This is a genomic window from Kribbella voronezhensis (genome assembly GCF_004365175.1).
Taxonomy (GTDB): Bacteria; Actinomycetota; Actinomycetes; order Propionibacteriales; family Kribbellaceae; genus Kribbella; species Kribbella voronezhensis.
Map to the genome: position 1 here is coordinate 360,596 of NZ_SOCE01000001.1, position 18,845 is coordinate 379,440.

The 18,845-nt window shown below is 68.1% G+C and carries 20 protein-coding genes; 8 read left to right on the top strand and 12 right to left on the bottom strand.

The genetic code is table 11. The annotated features are described in order from the left end of the window. Positions 1-7: 7 nt before the first annotated feature. The 5 genes from EV138_RS01620 to EV138_RS01640 all read right to left on the bottom strand — a co-directional run bounded on the left by EV138_RS01620 (position 8) and on the right by EV138_RS01640 (position 2,914). Positions 8-1,264, bottom strand: a complete 1,257-nt coding sequence (locus EV138_RS01620; RefSeq protein WP_133976692.1) for an MFS transporter — start codon at positions 1,262-1,264, stop codon at positions 8-10. Continuing rightward, positions 1,261-1,938: a VOC family protein gene (locus EV138_RS01625; protein ID WP_133976693.1), complete on the bottom strand. Its 678-nt coding sequence runs from the start codon at positions 1,936-1,938 to the stop codon at positions 1,261-1,263. The genes EV138_RS01620 and EV138_RS01625 overlap by 4 nt, the downstream gene beginning before the upstream one ends. Beyond that, positions 1,935-2,099 carry a ribbon-helix-helix domain-containing protein gene (locus EV138_RS01630; protein WP_133976694.1) on the bottom strand — a complete coding sequence of 55 codons (165 nt, stop codon included), beginning with the start codon at positions 2,097-2,099 and terminating at the stop codon, positions 1,935-1,937. Before EV138_RS01630 ends, EV138_RS01625 begins: the two co-directional genes overlap by 4 nt. 114 nt (positions 2,100-2,213) lie before the next feature. Next, entirely contained in the window at positions 2,214-2,549 is a 336-nt protein-coding gene (trxA, locus tag EV138_RS01635; RefSeq protein WP_112240731.1) for a thioredoxin, read from the bottom strand. Then, positions 2,546-2,914 carry a MerR family transcriptional regulator gene (locus EV138_RS01640; RefSeq protein ID WP_133976695.1) on the bottom strand — a complete coding sequence of 123 codons (369 nt, stop codon included), beginning with the start codon at positions 2,912-2,914 and terminating at the stop codon, positions 2,546-2,548. Before EV138_RS01640 ends, trxA begins: the two co-directional genes overlap by 4 nt. A 65-nt stretch (positions 2,915-2,979) precedes the next feature. Here EV138_RS01640 and EV138_RS01645 point away from each other — a divergent pair, with 65 nt between their 5' ends. Next, positions 2,980-3,492: an NUDIX domain-containing protein gene (locus EV138_RS01645; protein ID WP_133976696.1), complete on the top strand. Its 513-nt coding sequence runs from the start codon at positions 2,980-2,982 to the stop codon at positions 3,490-3,492. Here the strand turns inward: EV138_RS01645 and EV138_RS01650 are convergent. From EV138_RS01650 to dxr, 4 genes are read right to left on the bottom strand one after another with little or no spacing between them, the layout of a single operon-like run. Beyond that, positions 3,439-4,008 carry a nucleosidase gene (locus tag EV138_RS01650; RefSeq protein ID WP_133976697.1) on the bottom strand — a complete coding sequence of 190 codons (570 nt, stop codon included), beginning with the start codon at positions 4,006-4,008 and terminating at the stop codon, positions 3,439-3,441. The two genes, EV138_RS01645 and EV138_RS01650, sit on opposite strands and share 54 nt — an antisense overlap. 7 nt (positions 4,009-4,015) lie before the next feature. Beyond that, a complete protein-coding gene (ispG, locus tag EV138_RS01655) occupies positions 4,016-5,167 on the bottom strand; it encodes a flavodoxin-dependent (E)-4-hydroxy-3-methylbut-2-enyl-diphosphate synthase (protein ID WP_133976698.1) in 1,152 nt (383 codons plus the stop codon). A 37-nt stretch (positions 5,168-5,204) separates the two neighbouring features. Next, positions 5,205-6,527, bottom strand: coding sequence for a M50 family metallopeptidase (locus tag EV138_RS01660; protein ID WP_133976699.1), 1,323 nt, complete (start codon positions 6,525-6,527; stop codon positions 5,205-5,207). Further along, positions 6,524-7,756, bottom strand: coding sequence for a 1-deoxy-D-xylulose-5-phosphate reductoisomerase (gene dxr / locus EV138_RS01665; protein WP_202866591.1), 1,233 nt, complete (start codon positions 7,754-7,756; stop codon positions 6,524-6,526). The genes EV138_RS01660 and dxr overlap by 4 nt, the downstream gene beginning before the upstream one ends. A gap of 73 nt (positions 7,757-7,829) precedes the next feature. Here dxr and EV138_RS01670 point away from each other — a divergent pair, with 73 nt between their 5' ends. The 5 genes from EV138_RS01670 to EV138_RS01690 all read left to right on the top strand — a co-directional run bounded on the left by EV138_RS01670 (position 7,830) and on the right by EV138_RS01690 (position 11,938). Further along, the gene (locus tag EV138_RS01670; RefSeq protein ID WP_133976701.1) at positions 7,830-8,408 is read left to right on the top strand and encodes a DUF1707 SHOCT-like domain-containing protein; all 579 of its coding nucleotides are present in this window, start codon (positions 7,830-7,832) and stop codon (positions 8,406-8,408) included. A gap of 72 nt (positions 8,409-8,480) precedes the next feature. Beyond that, the gene (locus EV138_RS01675; RefSeq protein WP_133976702.1) at positions 8,481-9,644 is read left to right on the top strand and encodes an acyl-CoA dehydrogenase family protein; all 1,164 of its coding nucleotides are present in this window, start codon (positions 8,481-8,483) and stop codon (positions 9,642-9,644) included. A gap of 4 nt (positions 9,645-9,648) precedes the next feature. Further along, the gene (locus tag EV138_RS01680) at positions 9,649-10,605 is read left to right on the top strand and encodes a phosphotransferase enzyme family protein (RefSeq protein ID WP_133976703.1); all 957 of its coding nucleotides are present in this window, start codon (positions 9,649-9,651) and stop codon (positions 10,603-10,605) included. A gap of 9 nt (positions 10,606-10,614) precedes the next feature. After that, entirely contained in the window at positions 10,615-11,532 is a 918-nt protein-coding gene (locus EV138_RS01685; protein ID WP_133976704.1) for a neutral zinc metallopeptidase, read from the top strand. Positions 11,533-11,638: 106 nt separating this feature from the next. Further along, positions 11,639-11,938 carry a DUF6458 family protein gene (locus EV138_RS01690; protein ID WP_202866592.1) on the top strand — a complete coding sequence of 100 codons (300 nt, stop codon included), beginning with the start codon at positions 11,639-11,641 and terminating at the stop codon, positions 11,936-11,938. Positions 11,939-11,944: 6 nt separating this feature from the next. On the opposite strand, the gene EV138_RS01695 is transcribed toward EV138_RS01690, so the two are convergent. Then, complete coding sequence (locus tag EV138_RS01695; protein WP_238157903.1) at positions 11,945-12,682, bottom strand: TetR/AcrR family transcriptional regulator; 738 nt, start codon at positions 12,680-12,682, stop codon at positions 11,945-11,947. A gap of 99 nt (positions 12,683-12,781) precedes the next feature. Here EV138_RS01695 and EV138_RS01700 point away from each other — a divergent pair, with 99 nt between their 5' ends. Both EV138_RS01700 and EV138_RS01705 read left to right on the top strand, forming a co-directional pair. Continuing rightward, entirely contained in the window at positions 12,782-14,470 is a 1,689-nt protein-coding gene (locus EV138_RS01700; protein WP_133976705.1) for a carboxylesterase/lipase family protein, read from the top strand. Between the two features lie 73 nt (positions 14,471-14,543). After that, on the top strand, positions 14,544-14,924 hold the full coding sequence (locus EV138_RS01705) for a nuclear transport factor 2 family protein (protein WP_133976706.1): 381 nt from the start codon (positions 14,544-14,546) through the stop codon (positions 14,922-14,924). Positions 14,925-15,035: 111 nt separating this feature from the next. Here EV138_RS01705 and rny read toward each other — a convergent pair whose 3' ends face one another. Together rny and EV138_RS01715 are read right to left on the bottom strand one after the other, a co-directional pair. After that, positions 15,036-16,739: a ribonuclease Y gene (rny, locus tag EV138_RS01710; protein ID WP_133976707.1), complete on the bottom strand. Its 1,704-nt coding sequence runs from the start codon at positions 16,737-16,739 to the stop codon at positions 15,036-15,038. 778 nt (positions 16,740-17,517) lie between these two features. Further along, on the bottom strand, positions 17,518-18,219 hold the full coding sequence (locus tag EV138_RS01715; protein WP_133976708.1) for an antitoxin: 702 nt from the start codon (positions 18,217-18,219) through the stop codon (positions 17,518-17,520). Positions 18,220-18,845 lie beyond the last annotated feature (626 nt).

Below are 18,845 nucleotides of genomic sequence, written 5' to 3' on the forward strand. Positions count from 1 at the left end.
CGGCCGATCAGGCGTGCAACGGGTCGTGCGCCGCCGCGATTCGCCGCAACGGAGAGGTCCAGGCGACCACGACGGCCACCACGCCGCCGATGCCCATCAGCACCATCCCGGAACGGATCCCGAGCCAGCTGCCGAGCACGCCACCGACGACCGAGCCGCCGGTCCAGCCGACTCCCCAGGACAACATCCGGCCGGCGGTGTTCACCCGGCCGAGGAGCTGCTCGGGCGTCACCTGCTGCCGGTACGAGACCGCGTTGACGATCACCAGCACGTACGCCGAACCCCAGACCAGCAAGGCGATCGCGGCCAGTTCCCAGTTCGGCATCAACGGACTGACGATCCCGAGCGCGGCCGAGACCGGGATGGCGTACAACGTCACCGCGGCCGGCGGCATCCGCTTCAGCAACCTGGGCAAGCCGAGCGCCGCGATCAGTCCGCCGATCCCCCACGTCCCGTAGACGAGGCCGAACCGGATCCCCGACGTACCGATGTGCAGCACCCGGTCGCACCACACCACCATCAACGCCATGAACCCGCCGCCGGCGAACGACTGCAGGCTGCCGACGATCGTCATCGTCCGCACCCCGGCGTGCCGGATCAGGAACCGCAGCCCTTCGGCGATGTCCGCGAACACCACCTGCGGCCGCAACGGTCGCTGTCCGGTCCGCGGCTCGGACATCGCCCGGACGATGCCTCCGATCGCGACCGCCGACGCCGCGAAGCTCAACGCGTCGATGGTGAGCAGACTGGCCGGATTCAGCACGGCCAGCAGGACCGCGGCCAGGGGTGGGACGAAGAGCTCGATCAGACTCGAGGCCGTCCACACCGCCGCATTCGCCTGCGCCACCCGCTCCCGCCCGACCAGCACCGGCAGCGCGCCGAAGTTGGCGCCGTCGAAGAACGTGAAGACCATCTGGACGACGAACCCCACCACCAGCACCTGCGCGACGGTGAGAATCCCCGCCAGGTACGCGAGTGGCACCGAACCGATCACCAGCGTGTTGACCAGATCGGCCGACACCATCACCCGGCGCCGGTTCCACCGGTCCGCGAGAGCACCGGCGAACAACCCGACCAGCAGGTACGGCGCGGCCTCCAAGGCGGTGACCAGTGCGGTGAGGAAGGGCGATCCACTCAGCCGATAGACCAGCACCGGCAACGCGATCGCGGTCACCATCGACCCGGTCAACGACGACGACCGGGCCAGCCAGTACCGCCGGAAGTCGGGATCGTCACGTAGTCGCAGCGGCACGTCAGTGATCATCGGTCCTCAACCACACTCGAAGTCAACCCGTGCACCACGACGGCCTGCCCGTCCGGATCCGCGACGGTGAGGCTGCCCTCCTCCCGCCGCACTTCGTACCCGCCGCCCGCCAACCGCTCGGCGACCGCCGCGAGGTCCTCGGTGGTGTCCAACTCGATCCGTACGCCGAACGCGTCGGCGGGCGACCCGTAGTACACGGACTGACCACCGCCGAGCACCGCAAGGAACCGCTCCCACTCGGTCTCGTCGGCCCCGCTGAGCCGGGGCTTCACCGACCATCGTGGATCCGGGTCGGCGTCGTGCAGCTTGTAGCCGTAGAGATCCTTGGCACGTTCGTCGAACCAGATCTGCACGCCGCCGGACGGCGTCACCGAGAGCACCCGGCCGTACGCCTCGTCCCAGATCGTGGCGTCCTCGTACCCGGCAGCGACCAGCCGGTCATTCAGTTCGTCGATGTCGTCGGCCTCGAACGACAGCGTCGTGTGGCCTGGCGCGGCGCCCATCGCGGAGGCCGCCGAGTCGTGCAGGGCGACCATCCCCCAGCCGCCGACCATGTCCACCCATCCGCCGCGCTCCGACTCGATTCTCGACCGCAGGCCGAGCAGCTCCAGGAACGCACGCATCGCCGCCACATCGGCCGTGAACCTCAACGGACGGATCAGGATGTCGTTCATCCCCGCGCCTCCCCATGTTTGTCCAGGTAGTCGGCCAACGCCTGCTCGACCAGCGCCGACAGACTCACCCCGTCGTCGATGGCCTTGTGCTTCACCCGCCGGACCAGCTCCGGCGGCAGATACACGTTGAACTGCGCCTTCTTGGCGCTCTCACCGCTCATGCCTAGGATACTAGCATCCTAGGTCACTACCAAACAAGAAGGCGTGACACCGTCTGGTGTCACGCCTTCACTGGGTCGGACGGCAGCCTCGGACGGCAGCCTCAGGCGGCAGCTTCAGACGGCGGCGAGGAGGGCGTCGTCGAGTTCCTTCAGGAGTTTGGCCTTCGGGCGGGCACCGACGACCGACCAGATCAGCTCGCCGCGGTGGAACAGCATCAGCGTCGGCAGCGCCATCACGCGGTACCTCGAGGAGATCTCCGGGTTCTCGTCGGAGTTCAGCTTCACCACCGTGAGCTGGTCCTTCCGCTCGACCGCGATCTGAGCCAGGATCGGCACGATCTGGTGGCAGGGCGGGCACCACTGGGCCCAGAAGTCGACCAGTACCGGCTTGTCTCCCGCCAGCACCACCTGGTCGAAGTTCGTGGTGTCGACTATTTGCAGATCTGTCATGGTGTCCTTGTCCTCCAGCTCTCGGCATCGGCAAGGAGGTCGGTCAGCCTGGCCCGCAGCTCGGTCAGTTCGGCGATCCGCCGGTCCACCTCGGCGATCCGGGTCCGGTACGCCGTCAGCGACGCGGGGCAGACGTCCGCCCGGTCGTTCCCGGCCCGCAGGCACTCGATGAACGGGTAGGTCTGTTCCGCGGTCAGCCCGAGCGACAGCAACGCCTTGACCTCACGGACCACCGCGACGTCCTCGGCACGGTAGGTCCGGTACCCGTTGGGTTCGCGGCCGGGCTTGAGCAGCCCCTGCGATTCGTAGTACCGAACCGCCTTGACCGTCACGCCGGCCTCGGCCGCCAGATCGCTGATGTGCATCCCGCCTCCTCGACACCGACGCTAAACCCTGCCCTTGGGGTCAAGGTCAAGCCAGAATAGCGGGCATGTATCTCGGGAAGTTCGTCCACGACTCCGGCCTCGATCTGACCGCGCCCACGCTCGAACGGGTCGCGGTGCGCGGCGTGCTCTTCCGTGGCTCGCAGTTGCTGCTGCTGCGCTCGCGGCACGGCGACTACAAGTTCCCGGGCGGCGGGGTGGAGAGCGGCGAGACGATGACCTCCGCGCTGCAGCGTGAATTCGTCGAGGAGTGCGGGCTGCGCGAAGTGGAGGTCGGGCTGGCACTCGGGCTGACCGTGGAGTATCTGCGGGCGGCTGAACCGGAGTACGAGGTCTTCAAGATGACCTCGCACTACTTCTACTGCTCGGCGGGCGTTGCGGGCGCCGCGCAGGAACTGGAGGGCTACGAGAGAGAACTGGAGCTGACGCCTGAGTGGATCAGCGTCGCGGATGGTCTCGCCGCTAATCGCGCGGTCGCCGAGAGCGGCATCGGCGTGCAGCGCTGGCTACCGCGCGAGACCCAGGTCCTCGCCCACCTGAGCTCGGACCCAGTCGCCTAGCACCTTGGCACTGGCGTCGACCAACGCCGGCCAATCCATCGCGGCTTCGTCGGCAGTGTCCGACACATGCTTCACCAGGCGCACCGGTACGCCGTACTCGCGGCAGGCGAACGCGACGCCGTAGCCCTCCATGTCGACCAACTGCGCCCGCTCAGCCAACCGTTCCCGTACCGCGGGGTCGGTCACGAACACGTCGCCCGAGGCGAGCACCGTCCCGTCGCCACCCTCGATCTTCAACGACTCCTGCGGATCGAGCCCGATGGCGCGCACCGCTTCGGCGTTGATGTCGTGGTTGACCACCTCGCTGGGGAGATAGAGGCCTGACAGCCCGTCGCGCAGCGCTCCCGTCGTACCGATGTTCAACACGACGAGATCGGTGGTGTCCCTGGCGGCCAGAGCTTTCGCTGTCGCCACCGCGGCCGCGGTCTTCCCGACACCCGTCAGTACGACCGGAATCCCTTCCGGCACGTACTTCGCTTCTCCCGCGATCGCGCTGACCACCAGGTAGTGAGTCACTCGCGGACTAGCTGACCGTGACAGTGGGCTCGCCGGTGGTCGCGGACTCACCCATCTCCTCGGCGATGCGCAGCGCCTCTTCGATCAGGGTCTCGACGATCTTCGACTCGGGGACGGTCTTGATCACCTCGCCCTTGACGAAGATCTGGCCCTTGCCGTTGCCGGAGGCAACACCGAGGTCGGCCTCGCGGGCTTCGCCGGGGCCGTTCACGACGCAGCCCATGACGGCGACGCGGAGCGGGACCTCCATCCCCTCCAGGCCGGCGGTGACCTGCTCGGCGAGGGTGTAGACGTCGACCTGGGCGCGCCCGCAGGACGGGCAGGAGACGATCTCGAGTTTGCGCTCGCGCAGGTTCAGCGACTGCAGGATCTGCAGGCCGACCTTGACCTCCTCGACCGGCGGCGCGGACAGCGAGACGCGGATGGTGTCGCCGATCCCCTTCGACAGCAGCGCACCGAAGGCCACCGCCGATTTGATCGTGCCCTGGAATGCCGGACCCGCTTCGGTCACGCCGAGGTGCAGCGGCCAGTCCCCCGCCTCGGAGAGCAATTCGTAGGCGCGCACCATCACGACCGGGTCGTTGTGCTTGACCGAGATCTTGAAGTCGTGGAAGTCGTGCTCCTCGAACAGCGACGCCTCCCAGACGGCCGACTCGACCAGCGCCTCGGGCGTCGCCCGGCCGTACTTCTGCAGCAGCCGCGGGTCGAGCGACCCGGCGTTGACGCCGATCCGGATCGAGGTGCCGTGGTCCTTCGCGGCGGCCGCGATCTGTTTCACCTGGTCGTCGAACTTGCGGATGTTGCCCGGGTTCACCCGGACGGCGGCACAGCCGGCCTCGATCGCCGCGAACACGTACTTGGGCTGGAAGTGGATGTCCGCGATCACCGGGATCTGCGAGTGCCGAGCGATCTCCGGCAGCGCGTCGGCGTCGTCCTGCGACGGGCAGGCCACCCGGACGATGTCGCAACCGGCCGCGGTCAGCTCGGCGATCTGCTGCAGCGTGGTGTTGACGTCCGAGGTGAGCGTCGTCGTCATCGACTGCACCGACACCGGCGCGTCGCCACCGACCAGCACCTTGCCGACCTTGATCTGGCGGGTCTTGCGGCGCGGGGCGAGGGTGGGCGGCGGCAGCGCGGGCATGCCCAGGGAGATACTCATTTGTCCTTTGTCCGTTGAGAAATTGTCAGTTGCGGGATCATCCGTTGAACAGCTTGATCGGGTTGACGATGTCGGCGATGACGAGCAGCACGCCCATCACCACGATGAAGCTGGCCGCGACGTAGGCGATCGGCAGCAGCTTGGCGACGTCGACGTACCCGGGGTCGGGCCGGTGGAACAGCTTGGCGAACCCGCGCCGGATGCCCTCCCAGATGGCGCCGACCATGTGGCCGCCGTCCAGGGGCAGCAGCGGGATGAAGTTGAACAGGGCGAGGAAGAGGTTCAGCGAGGCGAGCAGCGAGACCAGGAAGGCGATCCGCTCGCCACCGGTCAGCTGGTTGTTCGAGGCCACCTCGCCGGCGACCCGGCTCGCACCGACGACGCTCATCGGGCTGTCGGCGTCGCGGTCACCGCCGACGATCGACTTCGCGACACCGACCAGCTTGGACGGGAAGTGCCCGAGGGCCTTCACGGTCGCGACGCTCAGCTCGCCCATCTTGTCGACGACGAAACCGAAGTTCTGCCGCTCCACCTTCATCTCGGGAGACACCCCGAGGAAGCCGACCGAGACGATCTTGTCGGAGCCGGCCTTGTCGACCACCTGGTTGAGGATCGTGCTGGTCCGCAGCGTGGTCTGCTGACCGTTGCGCTCGACAACGATCGTGGCCGGCTTGTCGGTGTTCGCCCGGATCAGCGGGGTCAGGTCGTCCCAGCTCTTGATCGCCGTGCCGTTGAACGACACGATCCTGTCGCCGACCTGGAACCCGGCGGCCTTGGCCGGCGACACCTTGTCGCCCGGCTGACACTTGCGATCAGCCGAGGCCTGCGAGGCCGGGACCACACAATCGGTCACGGTGGAGACCGTGGTCTGCGCGACATTGGCGCCGTAGAACATGAACAGCCCGGCGAACAGGAAGAACGCGATCAGCACGTTCACCAGCGGACCCGAGGCCATCACGATCAGCTTCTTCCACCACACCTTCTGGTAGAACAGCCGGCCGTCGTCCTCGGGGGCGATCGTCTCGTACTCCGCGGAGCGCGCGTTCTCCACCATCGACTGGATGGGGCCGGTGTTCGCCTTGCGCACCCGTAATGGCTCAGCGGGGTCCTGTCCGTGTTTGCTCGGCGGCATCATGCCGATGATGCGGACGTACCCACCGGCCGGGATCAGCTTGAAGCCGTACTCCGTCTCGCCGCGCTTGGTGGACCAGACCGTCCGGCCGAAGCCGACGAAGAACTGGGTCACCTTCATGCCGAACGCCTTCGCGGGCAGCATGTGGCCCATCTCGTGCAGGGCGACCGACGCCAGGATGCCGACGACGAACAGCACGATCCCGATGAGGGTGAGGAGTGCGCTCATGCCTGTGTGATCTCCTGGCGCTGGTCGGTGGCGGCGGTCAGTTCACGGGCCCTGGTCCGCGCCCAGGTGTCCGCGGCGAGCACGTCGTCGATGGATAGTTCCTCGTACGAGGGTACGTCGTGTTCGGTCACAATCCGGGCCACGGTGTCGACGATCCCCAGGAACGGCAGCCGCCCCTCGCGGAACGCCTCCACACAGACTTCGTTGGCAGCATTCAGTACTGCGGGCGCCGTGCCGCCGCGCTCCCCCGCCTCCCGCGCCAACTGCACGGCCGGGAACGCCTCGTCGTCGAGCGGCTCGAACTCCCAGCTGGCCGCCGTGGTCCAGTCGCAGGACGGCGCCGCGTCCGGAATCCGGTCGGGCCAGCCGAGAGCGAGCGCGATCGGCAACCGCATATCGGGCGGTGAGGCCTGGACCACGGTCGAGCCGTCGATGAACTCGACCATCGAGTGCACGATCGACTGCGGGTGCACCACCACGTCGATCCGGTCCATCGGCAGTCCGTAGAGCAGGTGGGCCTCGATCACTTCCAGGCCCTTGTTGACCAGGTTGGCCGAGTTGATGGTGATCACCGGCCCCATGTCCCAGGTCGGGTGGTTGAGCGCCTGCTCGGGTGTGACGTCGGCCATCTCGGCCCGCGACCGGCCGCGGAACGGCCCACCGCTCGCGGTCACCAGCAACCGGCGTACCTCGTCAGCTGTGCCGCTGCGCAGGCACTGGGCGATCGCGCTGTGCTCGGAGTCGACCGGCACGATCTGGCCCGGCTTGACCCGCTTGACCACCAGCGGGCCGCCGATGACCAGCGACTCCTTGTTGGCGAGCGCCAGCGTCGTACCGGCGTCCAGGGCGGCCAGTGTCGGCCGTAGCCCGACCGAGCCGGTGATGCCGTTCAGTACGACGTCGCATGCCATCCCGGCGAGCTCGGTGGAGGCGTCCGGCCCCGTGACGATCTTGGGAATCCGGAACTCGCCCTGCGCGTAACCGCGGCGCTGCGCCTCGGCGTAGAAGGCCAGTTGGAGGTCCTGTGCGACCGTCGCCTTCGCGACGCCGACCACCTCGACCTCGAACTCCAGCGCCTGCCGCGCGAGCAACCCGACGTTGTCACCGCCCGCCGAGATGGCCAGCACCCGGAATCTCTCGCGGTTGCGGCCGATCAGCTCGAGTGCCTGGGTCCCGACCGAGCCGGTCGAGCCGAGGATGACGACGGTACGCGGATTCACGTCGGCCATTGTCCCAGGTCACCGGTGGTCGCGGCGATTCGCCGTACTGCGACTGCCTGCTGGCGGCGCTACCTTTGCTCCCATGAGTTTGGAGCAGCCGCCGCCCGAGCACCGGGCCTCTGACCACGATCGCGAACGGGCCGCCTCGGTGGTGCAGGAAGCGCACAGCGACGGCCGGCTCGATTTCGAGGAGCTGGACGAGCGGCTGACCCAGATCTACTCCGCCAAGACCCAGTTGGAGCTGCGGACGGCGACGGCCGACCTGGTCCCGCTCCCGCACGGCAGCAACTCGGCCGAGTTGGTGATCCGCGGGAAGCACAGCGCGCAGAAGCGCGAGGGCGCATGGCAGGTGCCCGAGCGGGTGGTCGCGGTCGGCGAACACTCCTCGATCCGGCTGGACTTCACCGACGCGGTGGTCCGTTGGCGCGAGATTCACGTGGACGCGCGGATCAAGCACAGCTCGGTGGTGATGATCGTGCCGCCGGGCTGGAGCATCACCATGGACGAGATCGACATGGTGCACGGCACTGCCTCGAACAAGGCTGGTGCGCCGGCGCCCGGGGGCGTCCGGCTTCGGGTGACCGGCGAGGCCCGCCACGGCAGCATCGTCGTACGGCATCCCCGCAAGCGGCGCTGGTGGTGGCCCTGGTACCGCAAGTAGCGGTGAGCAGTGCCACACAGGCTTGTGGATATCTGAAAGCACGGCCCGGCCGGATGCGGCTAGCGTGACGTCATGACCGTTTCCCTGGACCTCGTCGACGTCGACTCGCTGCTGACCTCCGAAGAGCTCGACATCCGGGCCACCGCGCGCAGGTTCGCCGACGAACGGTTACGGCCGCAACTGCCCGAGTGGTTCGAGTCCGCGACGATTCCGGCGCGCGAGCTGGCCAAGGAGCTCGGGTCGCTCGGGTTTCTCGGGATGCACCTGACGGGGTACGGGTGTGCCGGTGTCGGACCGGTCGCCTATGGGCTCGCCTGCCTGGAGATCGAGGCGGCCGATTCGGGGATGCGGTCGCTGGTGTCGGTGCAGGGGTCGCTCGCGATGTACGCGATCTGGAAGTACGGCAGCGAGGAGCAGAAGAGCGAGTGGCTGCCGCGGATGGCGGCCGGCGAGGCGATCGGCTGCTTCGGGCTGACCGAGCCGGACTTCGGGTCGAACCCGGCGGGGATGCGGACCAATGCCCGGCGCGACGGGGACGACTGGGTGCTGAACGGCTCGAAGATGTGGATCACCAACGGCTCGGTGGCCGACGTCGCGGTGGTGTGGGCGCGCGCCGAGGACGGGGTGCGCGGATTCGTCGTACCGACTGACACGGATGGGTTCTCGGCGCCGGAGATCACCCGGAAGATGTCGCTGCGGGCTTCGGTGACGTCCGAGTTGGTGCTGGCGGACGTGCGGCTGCCGGCGTCCGCGATGTTGCCGGAAGCGCGCGGGTTGTCGGGCCCACTCGGCTGCCTGAACGAGGCCCGGTTCGGGATCATCTTCGGCGCGATGGGTGCCGCGCGGGACTGCCTGGAGACGGCGCTGGACTATGCGGCCGAGCGGCAGGTGTTCGACAAGCCGCTGTCGGCGTACCAGCTGACCCAGGCGAAGTTCGCCGACATGAGCGTCGAGCTGAACAAGGGCATCCTGCTCGCGGTCCACCTCGGCCGGCTGAAGGAGAAGGGCTCGCTGCGACCGGAGCAGGTCAGCGTCGGCAAGCTCAACAACGTCCGCGAGGCGATCGCCATCGCGCGCGAGTGCCGCACGATCCTCGCCGCCAACGGCATCAGCGGCGAGTACCCGATCATGCGGCACGCGAACAACCTCGAATCCGTCCTCACCTACGAAGGCACCTCCGAGGTCCACCAACTCGTGATCGGCCAGGCCCTGACCGGCCAGGCCGCCTTCCGCTGACGCCGTGCTCGTCGAACCGCCGGTCGACCGGAGCACGCTGACCGACGCCGTCCTCCAGTACTACGGGCTCACGGTCTCGTCGCTGGAGTACGTCCCGGTCGGTTGGGCCACGGCGGGCTATTCGCTGTGGGCCGACGGTTCGCAGTACTTCCTCAAGCTCTGGCCTGATCGCGGGCGAGCGACCGGCGCTTTGGAGCGCTTGCCTTTTGTGCAAGCGCTGCACGCTCATGGGCTGCGGGTGCCCTATCCGTTGGCGACGAAGACAGATGAACTGTGGGTAGAGGTCCCGGCGGGAGTGATCGCGTTGTTCCCGTTCCTCGCCGGCGAGATCCTGCCGGATTGGCCGGTCTGGCCGCCCGCTGTGCTGACGGAGATCGGCAGGACCGTCGGGCAGCTGCATTCGATCCCGCTCGAGTTGCCGTTCCGCGAGGAGTTCGAGGTGAGAACGCGCGAGCAACTCCGCCCGTACTACGGCAGCGAGGTGCTCCGGCCGTACGAGACCGAGTTGGCAGCTCAGCTGGATCGGCTGGACGAGTTGCAGGCTGTAGCGCGTGCCGTCCCGAGTCGGGTCGTGGTGAGCCACACCGACCTCTACGGCAACAACATGCTGGCCGACGGCGATGGACAGCTCAGCGTGCTCGACTGGGACGACATGCTGCTCGCGCCGCCGGAGTACGACCTGTCCTTGCTGCTGCACGGCGTACAGCCGATGGACGCCAGCGCGCTGCTGACGGTGCTCGAGGTTTATCCGATCCGGCCTCTGCGACTGGAGTTGTTCGCGTTCTTCCTGCTGAGGCGGGCGTTGAACGATTTCACCGCACGCGTGGTCGTGCTGGCCGACCGTGAACTGAGTGCTGCGGCGGCCGCCGACGCTCGCGAGGGACTGGAGCTGTGGGGTGCGGAGCAGTGGCGCCACCTCGATCGCCTTCTCGACCTCATCCGGGCACCCCTGGCGGGGTAGGTTCTGCGCGTGACCGAACGGTTGGGGACGAAGTTGCTCGGGGTAGGCGCTGTTCTGGCCCTCCTCGTGGGCGGTGGCGCGGTGGCGCTCCGACGTACTGGAACGACCAACGCGACGTGGACCGCGGTGAGAGCTACGCCCACCCCTGCCGCCACTCCCTCAGCGGCGGTCAGTCCTGGAGCCACCACTACCACGACTCCGGCTGAACAGCCGCTTGCCGCCTCGAACCGGGCGGTGATGCAGAACGCGCTCTACCGAGTCGGTCAGCTGCCGGCGTCGCATTGCAAGGAGCCGGCCGCGAGACCTACTTCGGTCGCTCAGGTCAAGGCCTACTACACCGAGTCCATCCGGTGCCTGGATCGGGCCTGGGCACCCGTCATCCGCAAGGCCGGCTTCACGTTCTGGTCGCCCCGGCTGGAGGTGCTGGCTCCCGGCCAGGTCCGGACGCAGTGCGCCATCAGCGACTCAGGTGCCTACTGCAACGGCGTCATCTCGATGCGGGCGGACTTCGACCTGACGAACCAGCGTCGCTACGACCGGCTCTGGACGCGGACGACGATGGCGTTCCTGATCGCGCACGAGTACGGCCACCACATCCAGCGGCTGACCGGGATCATGGCCGCGTCGGACACGCGGGCGAACTATGCCAACGGCACCGACGCGAGACTGACCGAGAGCAGGCGGCTGGAACTGCAGGCCTCCTGTTTCAGTGGCGTCTACCTCGGCGCCGACCGCCGGTACTTCCCGGCCACCGGCGCCTGGCTGAAGAAATGGCTCTGGACGGTCGCGCATCGCGGCGACGAATGGAACCCGGAACGCTCGCACGGCAACAAGACCAGTCACAGCCGCTGGTCCCGGCGGGGCCTGAGCTCTGCCAGTCCGGCGTCCTGCAACACGTTCACCGCCGCCCCGGCGGCCATCGCCTGAGCAGACGATTGCGCATGACAAGCGTTTGATTGGGTACTGAGAGTTAGTGAGGATCAACACTTAGTCACTTGTGATCGGTGCCGCCCTGCCGGGGTAGGGAGCAGAGATGCGAATCAACGTCGGGATCCTGCTGATGGCGGCCGGTGCGATCCTCGCCTTCGCTGTCCGGGACGGCTCCGGCCCGGTGGACCTGACCGTGGTCGGCATCGTCATCATGCTGGGCGGGGCCGCCGGGCTCTGGTTCTCCTACCGGGTGGCGAACCAGCGGGAGCAGGAAGAGATCACGCTGATCAAGCCGGGGATCGAGGAGCAGTACGACACGACTCCGCACGAGTACGTCATCGAGGAACAGATCGACGTCACCCCGGTCGAGTACCAACCCGGCCACTCCCCCGAGCAGGCGTAGTACCAGCTAAGCCTTCTGCGCGATCAGCACGTCGATGCCGTCCAGGATCCGGTCGAGGCCGAAGCTCACGTCGGCCTCGTGGATCTCGTCGGAGTACTGGCCGCCGGCCATCAGCGCAGCCAGGGTCGAGTAGCCGAGTTCGTTCAGCCGCGGCTGGAGGAATCGCGCCACAGCCGCCGGCTGGACGTCGGTCGTGGCGCTGTCACGTACGTCGCGGCGCGCACTGGCAATCCGCCGGGCATAACCGTCCAGCAGCAACGCGCACGACAGGCTTTCGCTGGGACTCAGCCTGGCACCGGTCAGCACCTTGAGGATCGCCTCTGCCCAGCCGAGCAGGTTCGGCGTCATGGGCGCTCCCCGGATGGGGAGATCGCAGAGCCACGGGTGGACGTCGCACCGATCCACCATCGCCTGCGTCCAGGCGGTCGCCGCGGATCGCCAGTCTTTCGCGTCGACGTCGGGCGCCGGGCCCCATGCCGCGTCAGCGAGGAGGACCAGCAACTCGTCGCGTGATCTGACGTACCGGTAGATCGCGTTGGCGGTCAGCCCGAGCTTCTGGGCGATCTTGGGCATCGACAAGGCGGCGAACCCGTCGGCATCGGCCAGCTCCAGCGCCGCCTCGACGATCTGCTCGACGCTCTGGGTCGGCTTCCGGCCCAGCTTGTTCGACTTGGCCGGCAGGCCCCACGCCAGCACGAGCCCCGGCGGCAGGTGCGCATCGTCGGTCGACAGCATCACGCTCATCACCCCTCGCGAACTCGGCGGTTGACTTCGTGTGTACCTTACACTTTATATTAGTGTGACCCACACACGAATGCGACGACCGAGGATGCGAGCACTCCCATGCGACAGCAGAATCACCGCGACAGAACGCGGCACCGCCTTCCCCGCCGACTCGGAGTGCTGCTCCTTGCGGCTTTGGTCTCGGCCTCGGCGGCGGCCTGCGGAGGAGCAGCACTCCGAGTCGGCGGGACGAACAGCCGCAGTACGACGGAAACTCCGCCGGACACCGTGGTCTCGACGGACACCGGCGCGGTGCGCGGCAAGCTCACCGCGGATGCCCGGCTCTTCCAAGGCATTCCCTATGCCGCGCCGCCGGTCGGCAAGCTTCGCTGGGCCTCGCCGCAACGGGCCGCGTCCTGGCGTGGCATCCGGGACGCCACCAAGCCCGGGAATCGCTGCGCCCAGAACGCCGGGCTGATCGACGAGGCCAGTAACACCGAGGACTGTCTCTATCTCAACGTCGCCACGCCACGCCACAGCAGCCCACCCAAACTGCCGGTCATGGTGTGGATCCACGGCAACGGCTTCATCAACGGAGCCGGCAGCCTGTACGACGCGCAGCAGTTGGCGAACAGCGGGCAGGTCATCGTGGTCAGCCCCAACTACCGACTGGGCATCTTCGGCTTCCTCGCCCACCCAGCGCTGGACCACGGCCAAGCGCGGCAACTCTCGGGGAACTTCGGTCTTGAGGACCAGCAGGCAGCGTTGCGATGGGTCCAGCGCAACGCAGCGGCGTTCGGCGGTGATCCGGGCAATGTGACGATCTTCGGCGAATCCGCCGGAGGCACCAGCGCGTGTTCCCATCTGGCCGCGCCGGGGTCCGCAGGCCTGTTCCAGAAGGCGATCCTGCAGAGCGCTGAATGCACTGGGCGGAACTGGTCGCCTGGACCGCCGACCTGGTTCCCGCTGCCACGGCCCGAGCGCGAGCAGCACGGCCTGGAGGTCGCCGCCAAGCTCGGTTGCTCCAAGCCCGCTGCGGCTGCAGCCGCTTCGGCAGCCGTTGCCGCTTGCCTGCGGGGCAAATCGACCGAGGAACTGGCCAAGTGGTCCGACGACGGGGTCGGTTCAGGACCCACCGTCGGCGGCGGCGTGCTGCCGCTCAGCCCGGATCGCGCCTTCGCAACCGGCCGCTACAACCACGTACCGGTCATTCAGGGGACCACGCGGGACGAGCATCGCTTGTTCACCGCGGCGATCGAAACAGCGACCAAGCAGGTGACGACTCCGGCCAGCTATCGCGAAGAAGTACACACGCTGTTCAAGCCGGCAGACGCTGACCGGGTCCTCGCCCGCTACCCCGTCGGTCGGTTCCATTCCGCCGGTGAGGCCCTGTCGACCGTCGTCACCGATTGGGCGTGGGGCTGCCCGGTGCTCGATCGAGATCGCGCACTCGCCAAGCAGACACCGCTTTATGCCTACGAGTTCGCCGACGAGACCGCTCCTTGGTTCGCCACGCTCCCGAAGCCCAACTTCCCGACCGGCGCGTTCCACGGCGCCGAACTGCAGTACCTCTTCAACGACGAGCAACTGCCGGGCCCGAGCACACCGGCGCAGAAGCAGCTCTCCACGACGATGATGCGCTACTGGACGCAGTTCGCACGCACCGGAAACCCGAACGGTCCGGGTCAACCGCAGTGGCAGCCGTTCCGGGACAAGGAGCACGTCCAGTCACTCGCCGCTCCCAGAATCACGTCGGCCGACCTGGCCCAGGAACACCAGTGCGCCTTCTGGACCTCAATCGGTTCCTGACCGGCGTTAAGCCTGGCTGAACGAATGCGGCGCACACTGAGGATCGGCAACGATGCCGAAAGGGGTGGCGGGGATGACCGATCGCAATCGAGAACTGCTGGAGCGGTTGTGGCCGATGGACGGGCAGCTCGCGCTGTCCGCCGAGGCCGAGCACGAGTTGCGCACCGAGGGGTACGTGCTGGAGTTGCCACAGTCCGGCGAACGGATCGTCGGGCGGGACACGATGCGGTCGATGCAGCAGGAGTACCCGAACCCGCCGGCGATCGAGATCCAGCGCATCGTCGGCGCGGGCGACCACTTCGTCGTACTGGGCCGGTCGGACTACGGCGGCGACGTGTACTACGTCGCCAACATCGTCGAGTTCTCCGACGGCCGGATCGCCCGCGAGACCCGCATCTACGGCTCACCCTTCGAGGCGCCGCAGTGGCGCACGAAGTACGCCGAACCTCGCTGACTCGGGAGGAGTTGCCCGTCCGACGTACTGGCTGAGGCGGGTCGCTGGTACGACGTACGTCGTACTGGCTGAGGCGGGTCGCCGGCACGACGGACGTCGTACCCGCTCCGGCTACTTCGCGACCTCGGTGGCGCGGGATTCGCGGACGACGGTGACGCGGATCTGGCCGGGGTAGGTGAGTTCCTCCTCGACCTGCTTGGCGATGTCGCGCGCCATCACCTGGGCGGCGATGTCGTCGACGGCGTCCGGCAGGACCATCACGCGGATCTCCCGGCCTGCCTGCATCGCGAACACCTTCTCGACGCCGTCGTGGTGCATCGCGATCTCCTCCAGCCGCTCGAGCCGCTGGACGTACGCCTCGAGCGACTCGCGCCGAGCCCCCGGCCGTCCACCGCTCACGGCGTCGGCGGCCTGCGTCAGCACAGCTTCGACGGTCCGCACCTCGACCTCGTTGTGGTGAGCTTCGATGCAGTGCACGACGTCGTCGTCCTCGCCGTACTTGCGCGCCAGCTCCGCACCGACGATCGCGTGACTGCCCTCCGACTCGTGCGTGAGCGCCTTGCCGATGTCGTGCAGGAACGCACCCCGCTTGCACCGCTTGGCATCCAGCCCGAGCTCGGCCGCCATCATCCCGGCGATGTGCGCCGACTCGATGAGGTGCTTGAGCACGTTCTGCCCGTACGACGTGCGGTAGCGCAGCAGCCCCATCGTCCTGATCAGCTCCGGGTGCAGATCGGTGATCCCCACCTCGGCCATGGCGTCCTCGGCGGCGCGCTCGCACAACTCGGCCACCTCGCCCTTGCTGCGCTCGTAGATCTCCTCGATCCGGCTCGGGTGGATCCGGCCGTCGAGCACCAGCGAATCCAGGGTCAGCCGCGCGGTTTCCCGGCGTACCGGATCGAAGCAGGACAACAATACCGCCTCGGGGGTGTCGTCGATGATCAGGTTCACGCCGGTGGTCTGCTCGAACGACCGGATGTTGCGGCCCTCGCGACCGATGATCCGGCCCTTCATGTCGTCACTGGGCAGGTGCACCACGGAGACGACGGACTCGCTGGTCTGCTCGGAGGCCAGCCGCTGGACCGCGCCGGTGATGATCTTGCGCGCCTTGATCTCGCCCTCGTCCTGCGCCTGCCGTTCGATGTCGCGGACGATCGTGTGCGCGTGCCGTTTCGCCTCGGCCTCGATCGCGGCCACCAGTTCGGCCTTCGCCTGCTCGGTGGTCAGATTCGCGACGCCTTCGAGGATCCGGCGGCGCTCGTCCTCGAGGTCGCGGATCTCTTGTTTGCGCTGGTCGAGCTCCGTGAGCTGGACGGTCAACTCGTTCTGGCGCTCCTCGATCGACCGGTGCTGCTCGTCGAGGCGTTCCTCGCGCTCGGTCAACCGGTGTTCGCGCCGCTCCATCTCGAGTCGCTGCTCGCGCAGATCATCGCGGATCGACTGGGCCTCGAGCTCAGCCTCCCGGCGTACGTCCGACGCCCGCTGCTCGGCTTCCCGCCGTACTTCGGACGCGCGGTCCTCGGCGCCACGGCGGATCTCTTCGGCCCGCTGCTCAGCGGCCTCGGCCCGGACCCGCAGTACCGCGGCTTCCTCCTCGGCCTGCCGCCGGACCAGCTCGGCCGACGCCTTGGCGCCGGCGGTGATGGTCGCGGCCTCCAGCTTCGCGGTCGCCTCGGCCGCTTGGACGGCGGCGGACGCATCGGCCTCCTTGCGGCGCGACAACGTGAAGCCGATCCACGCGAGGAGACCCACGATCAGCATGCCGATCAGCACGAGCCCGACTGATGCCGCCACCGGCATGGCCGCGAGTGACATCGGCGTCTCCCCTCTTCGGAGTCACGCTCGGCGTGACTTTGGCTGCGACGAAGGGATGGTCCACTAACGGTCGGACAACGGTACGGCGAAACGCACCACCCTGGTCGAGGCGGTGCCCGGTCCGCCGGCATCGGCCGAGCGGTCCGGCGACCCCGTCGTCGACGGTGCCATCCGTTCCGGCCGGGCCGTCAGCCATGACGGGTTTCCTGCCGCTACGACGTCCCCTTCCCGGTGACCCGGCCCAGCCTGTGGTGGCCGCACCTGTCCGCCGAGGCGGTTTCGTCCTATTCCAGCCGCGATCGGGTCGCGGTCGTCCGTCTTCCAGCTCGGTCGAGCGTTGGTCTCGCGTTCATCGTCCGGCAGGTCAGCCGGTGATCAACCGGCCCGCCGGTCCTATACCCGCCACCGTCAGGTGGAGTGATCCCTTACTGATCCCGAGGCTAAGCGCGGCTATCCACAGGGTCAAGACAAACACCCACCCCCCACATCACGGTCTGCCCCACCACCCCACCCCAGTCATCCCCCCATCACTCTCCGCCCCCAACTCCCCACCCCACCAGCACCACCATCCCGCCCCTCAACTCCCCCACCCCGCCAACACGAAGGTCCCGCCCCGCACCCCCCCGGCCCGCCAGCACCACGGTCCCGCCCCGCACCCCCCCGGCCCGCCAGCACCACGGTCCTGTCATTGGACGCAAACAGCTCGGCCCCGCGGTGCGCGATTTGCGACTGGCCGCGGGGCCTGGGCTGGCTAGTTCTAGCTGATTGTTCTGACCGACTAGGAGCGGGGACCCGGAAGGCCGCCTTCCGAGCTTTCAGTCTCGTCCGCGGCCACTCCGGTCGCAGTGGCCCCGGGCCGCGCACCTTCGGCATTCGACCCCGCCGAACTACTCGGCTGCTCAGCTACATCAGGCACTTCTCCCCCAACCACACGCCCATCAGCCTCCGCAGGCGCCTCGCCCTGGCTCTCCCCCTCAGGCGCACCATCACCCTGCTCAGCCTCGTCACTCCCACCGGTGTCATTAGCCTGCGCCGTCTCCCCAAGCCCCGCGTCCCCGCCCGCGCCTCCACTCACGTCGCCCGCGTCCGCCCCACCGGCAGCGGTGTCGGTCGAGTCTGTGGCCGCGCCGGCGTTAGCCGATTCCGCTGCGGAATCGCCGCTCCCGGCACCGTCCGCGCCGGCCGTCCCAGCCGAGTCGTCAGTTGTACCCGGCGTCTGAGTCGTATCTGTGGGGGTGCTGTCGGTCGGTTCCGGTGCGGTGCTGTCGGAGGTACCAGGAGCACCGGGCTCTTTGGCGGCCTGCGAATCGACGTACTGACCGACCTTCTCCTGCACGGAGTCGATCTTCTCGGCGTACTTCCCGCCGGTCTGCTTGTCGATCAGGTCGCCGGCCTTCTCGACGCCCGCCTTGATCTTGTCCGGGTCTTGCTTGACGACATTCCGGAGCCAGTTCTTCGCCTGTTCCTGGAAATCGTTCATGTGCACCCTCCGAGAGGTGTCAGGGGCGGATCGGACGAAAATCTCAGCCTACGGACCGGTCACAAACACCAGCCCACACTCCGGATCAGACACCGTCCGCCCCCACCCGTCAACGTCCCTCGCCGCACACGCCCCCGCCGATCCCCCACCCACCCCCACAAAACACCCCACCCCCAACGCCCAATCAGCCCGCCCAACACCCGCCCACTCACCCCGGTCCACGCCGCTCCCCCGACCCGACAAGCCCAGACGACGAACTGCGCGGCCGCCGCTCGAACACCCCTGCTGGCCGGCCTCACCCCCAACCAACCCAGACCGAACCACGCGGCCTCGCCCAAGCGCCCCCGGCTAACTGACCCCGCTCGACCAATCCACCCGAGCCGGCCGCCCCCCACCCAACCAACCCAAACCGAGCTCCGCACCCCCGTCCGAGCACCCCGAGCTAACCGACCCCACCCGACCAATGCACCCAACTGCCCGACCCTCCCCCGGTGCCGGAGTTGCGCGACTGCCCCGTGGCGGAGTGGCCTAGTGGCGGATCGTTTGGGTCGCCGGGGGCCAGGTGATGGATGGCGGCTCAGCCGCGTGCACGAGGTGGCGGTGGCGACTCAGTCGGCCGTACCACG

Coding starts and splice junctions, on each gene's coding strand:
- EV138_RS01620 (WP_133976692.1), bottom strand. CDS start 1,264: ATGATCACTGACGTGCCGCTGCGACTACGTGACGATCCCGACTTCCGG.
- EV138_RS01625 (WP_133976693.1), bottom strand. CDS start 1,938: ATGAACGACATCCTGATCCGTCCGTTGAGGTTCACGGCCGATGTGGCG.
- EV138_RS01630 (WP_133976694.1), bottom strand. CDS start 2,099: ATGAGCGGTGAGAGCGCCAAGAAGGCGCAGTTCAACGTGTATCTGCCG.
- trxA (WP_112240731.1), bottom strand. CDS start 2,549: ATGACAGATCTGCAAATAGTCGACACCACGAACTTCGACCAGGTGGTG.
- EV138_RS01640 (WP_133976695.1), bottom strand. CDS start 2,914: ATGCACATCAGCGATCTGGCGGCCGAGGCCGGCGTGACGGTCAAGGCG.
- EV138_RS01645 (WP_133976696.1), top strand. CDS start 2,980: ATGTATCTCGGGAAGTTCGTCCACGACTCCGGCCTCGATCTGACCGCG.
- ispG (WP_133976698.1), bottom strand. CDS start 5,167: ATGAGTATCTCCCTGGGCATGCCCGCGCTGCCGCCGCCCACCCTCGCC.
- EV138_RS01660 (WP_133976699.1), bottom strand. CDS start 6,527: ATGAGCGCACTCCTCACCCTCATCGGGATCGTGCTGTTCGTCGTCGGC.
- dxr (WP_202866591.1), bottom strand. CDS start 7,756: ATGGCCGACGTGAATCCGCGTACCGTCGTCATCCTCGGCTCGACCGGC.
- EV138_RS01670 (WP_133976701.1), top strand. CDS start 7,830: ATGAGTTTGGAGCAGCCGCCGCCCGAGCACCGGGCCTCTGACCACGAT.
- EV138_RS01675 (WP_133976702.1), top strand. CDS start 8,481: ATGACCGTTTCCCTGGACCTCGTCGACGTCGACTCGCTGCTGACCTCC.
- EV138_RS01690 (WP_202866592.1), top strand. CDS start 11,639: ATGCGAATCAACGTCGGGATCCTGCTGATGGCGGCCGGTGCGATCCTC.
- EV138_RS01695 (WP_238157903.1), bottom strand. CDS start 12,682: ATGAGCGTGATGCTGTCGACCGACGATGCGCACCTGCCGCCGGGGCTC.
- EV138_RS01700 (WP_133976705.1), top strand. CDS start 12,782: ATGCGACAGCAGAATCACCGCGACAGAACGCGGCACCGCCTTCCCCGC.
- EV138_RS01705 (WP_133976706.1), top strand. CDS start 14,544: ATGACCGATCGCAATCGAGAACTGCTGGAGCGGTTGTGGCCGATGGAC.
- rny (WP_133976707.1), bottom strand. CDS start 16,739: ATGTCACTCGCGGCCATGCCGGTGGCGGCATCAGTCGGGCTCGTGCTG.
- EV138_RS01715 (WP_133976708.1), bottom strand. CDS start 18,219: ATGAACGATTTCCAGGAACAGGCGAAGAACTGGCTCCGGAATGTCGTC.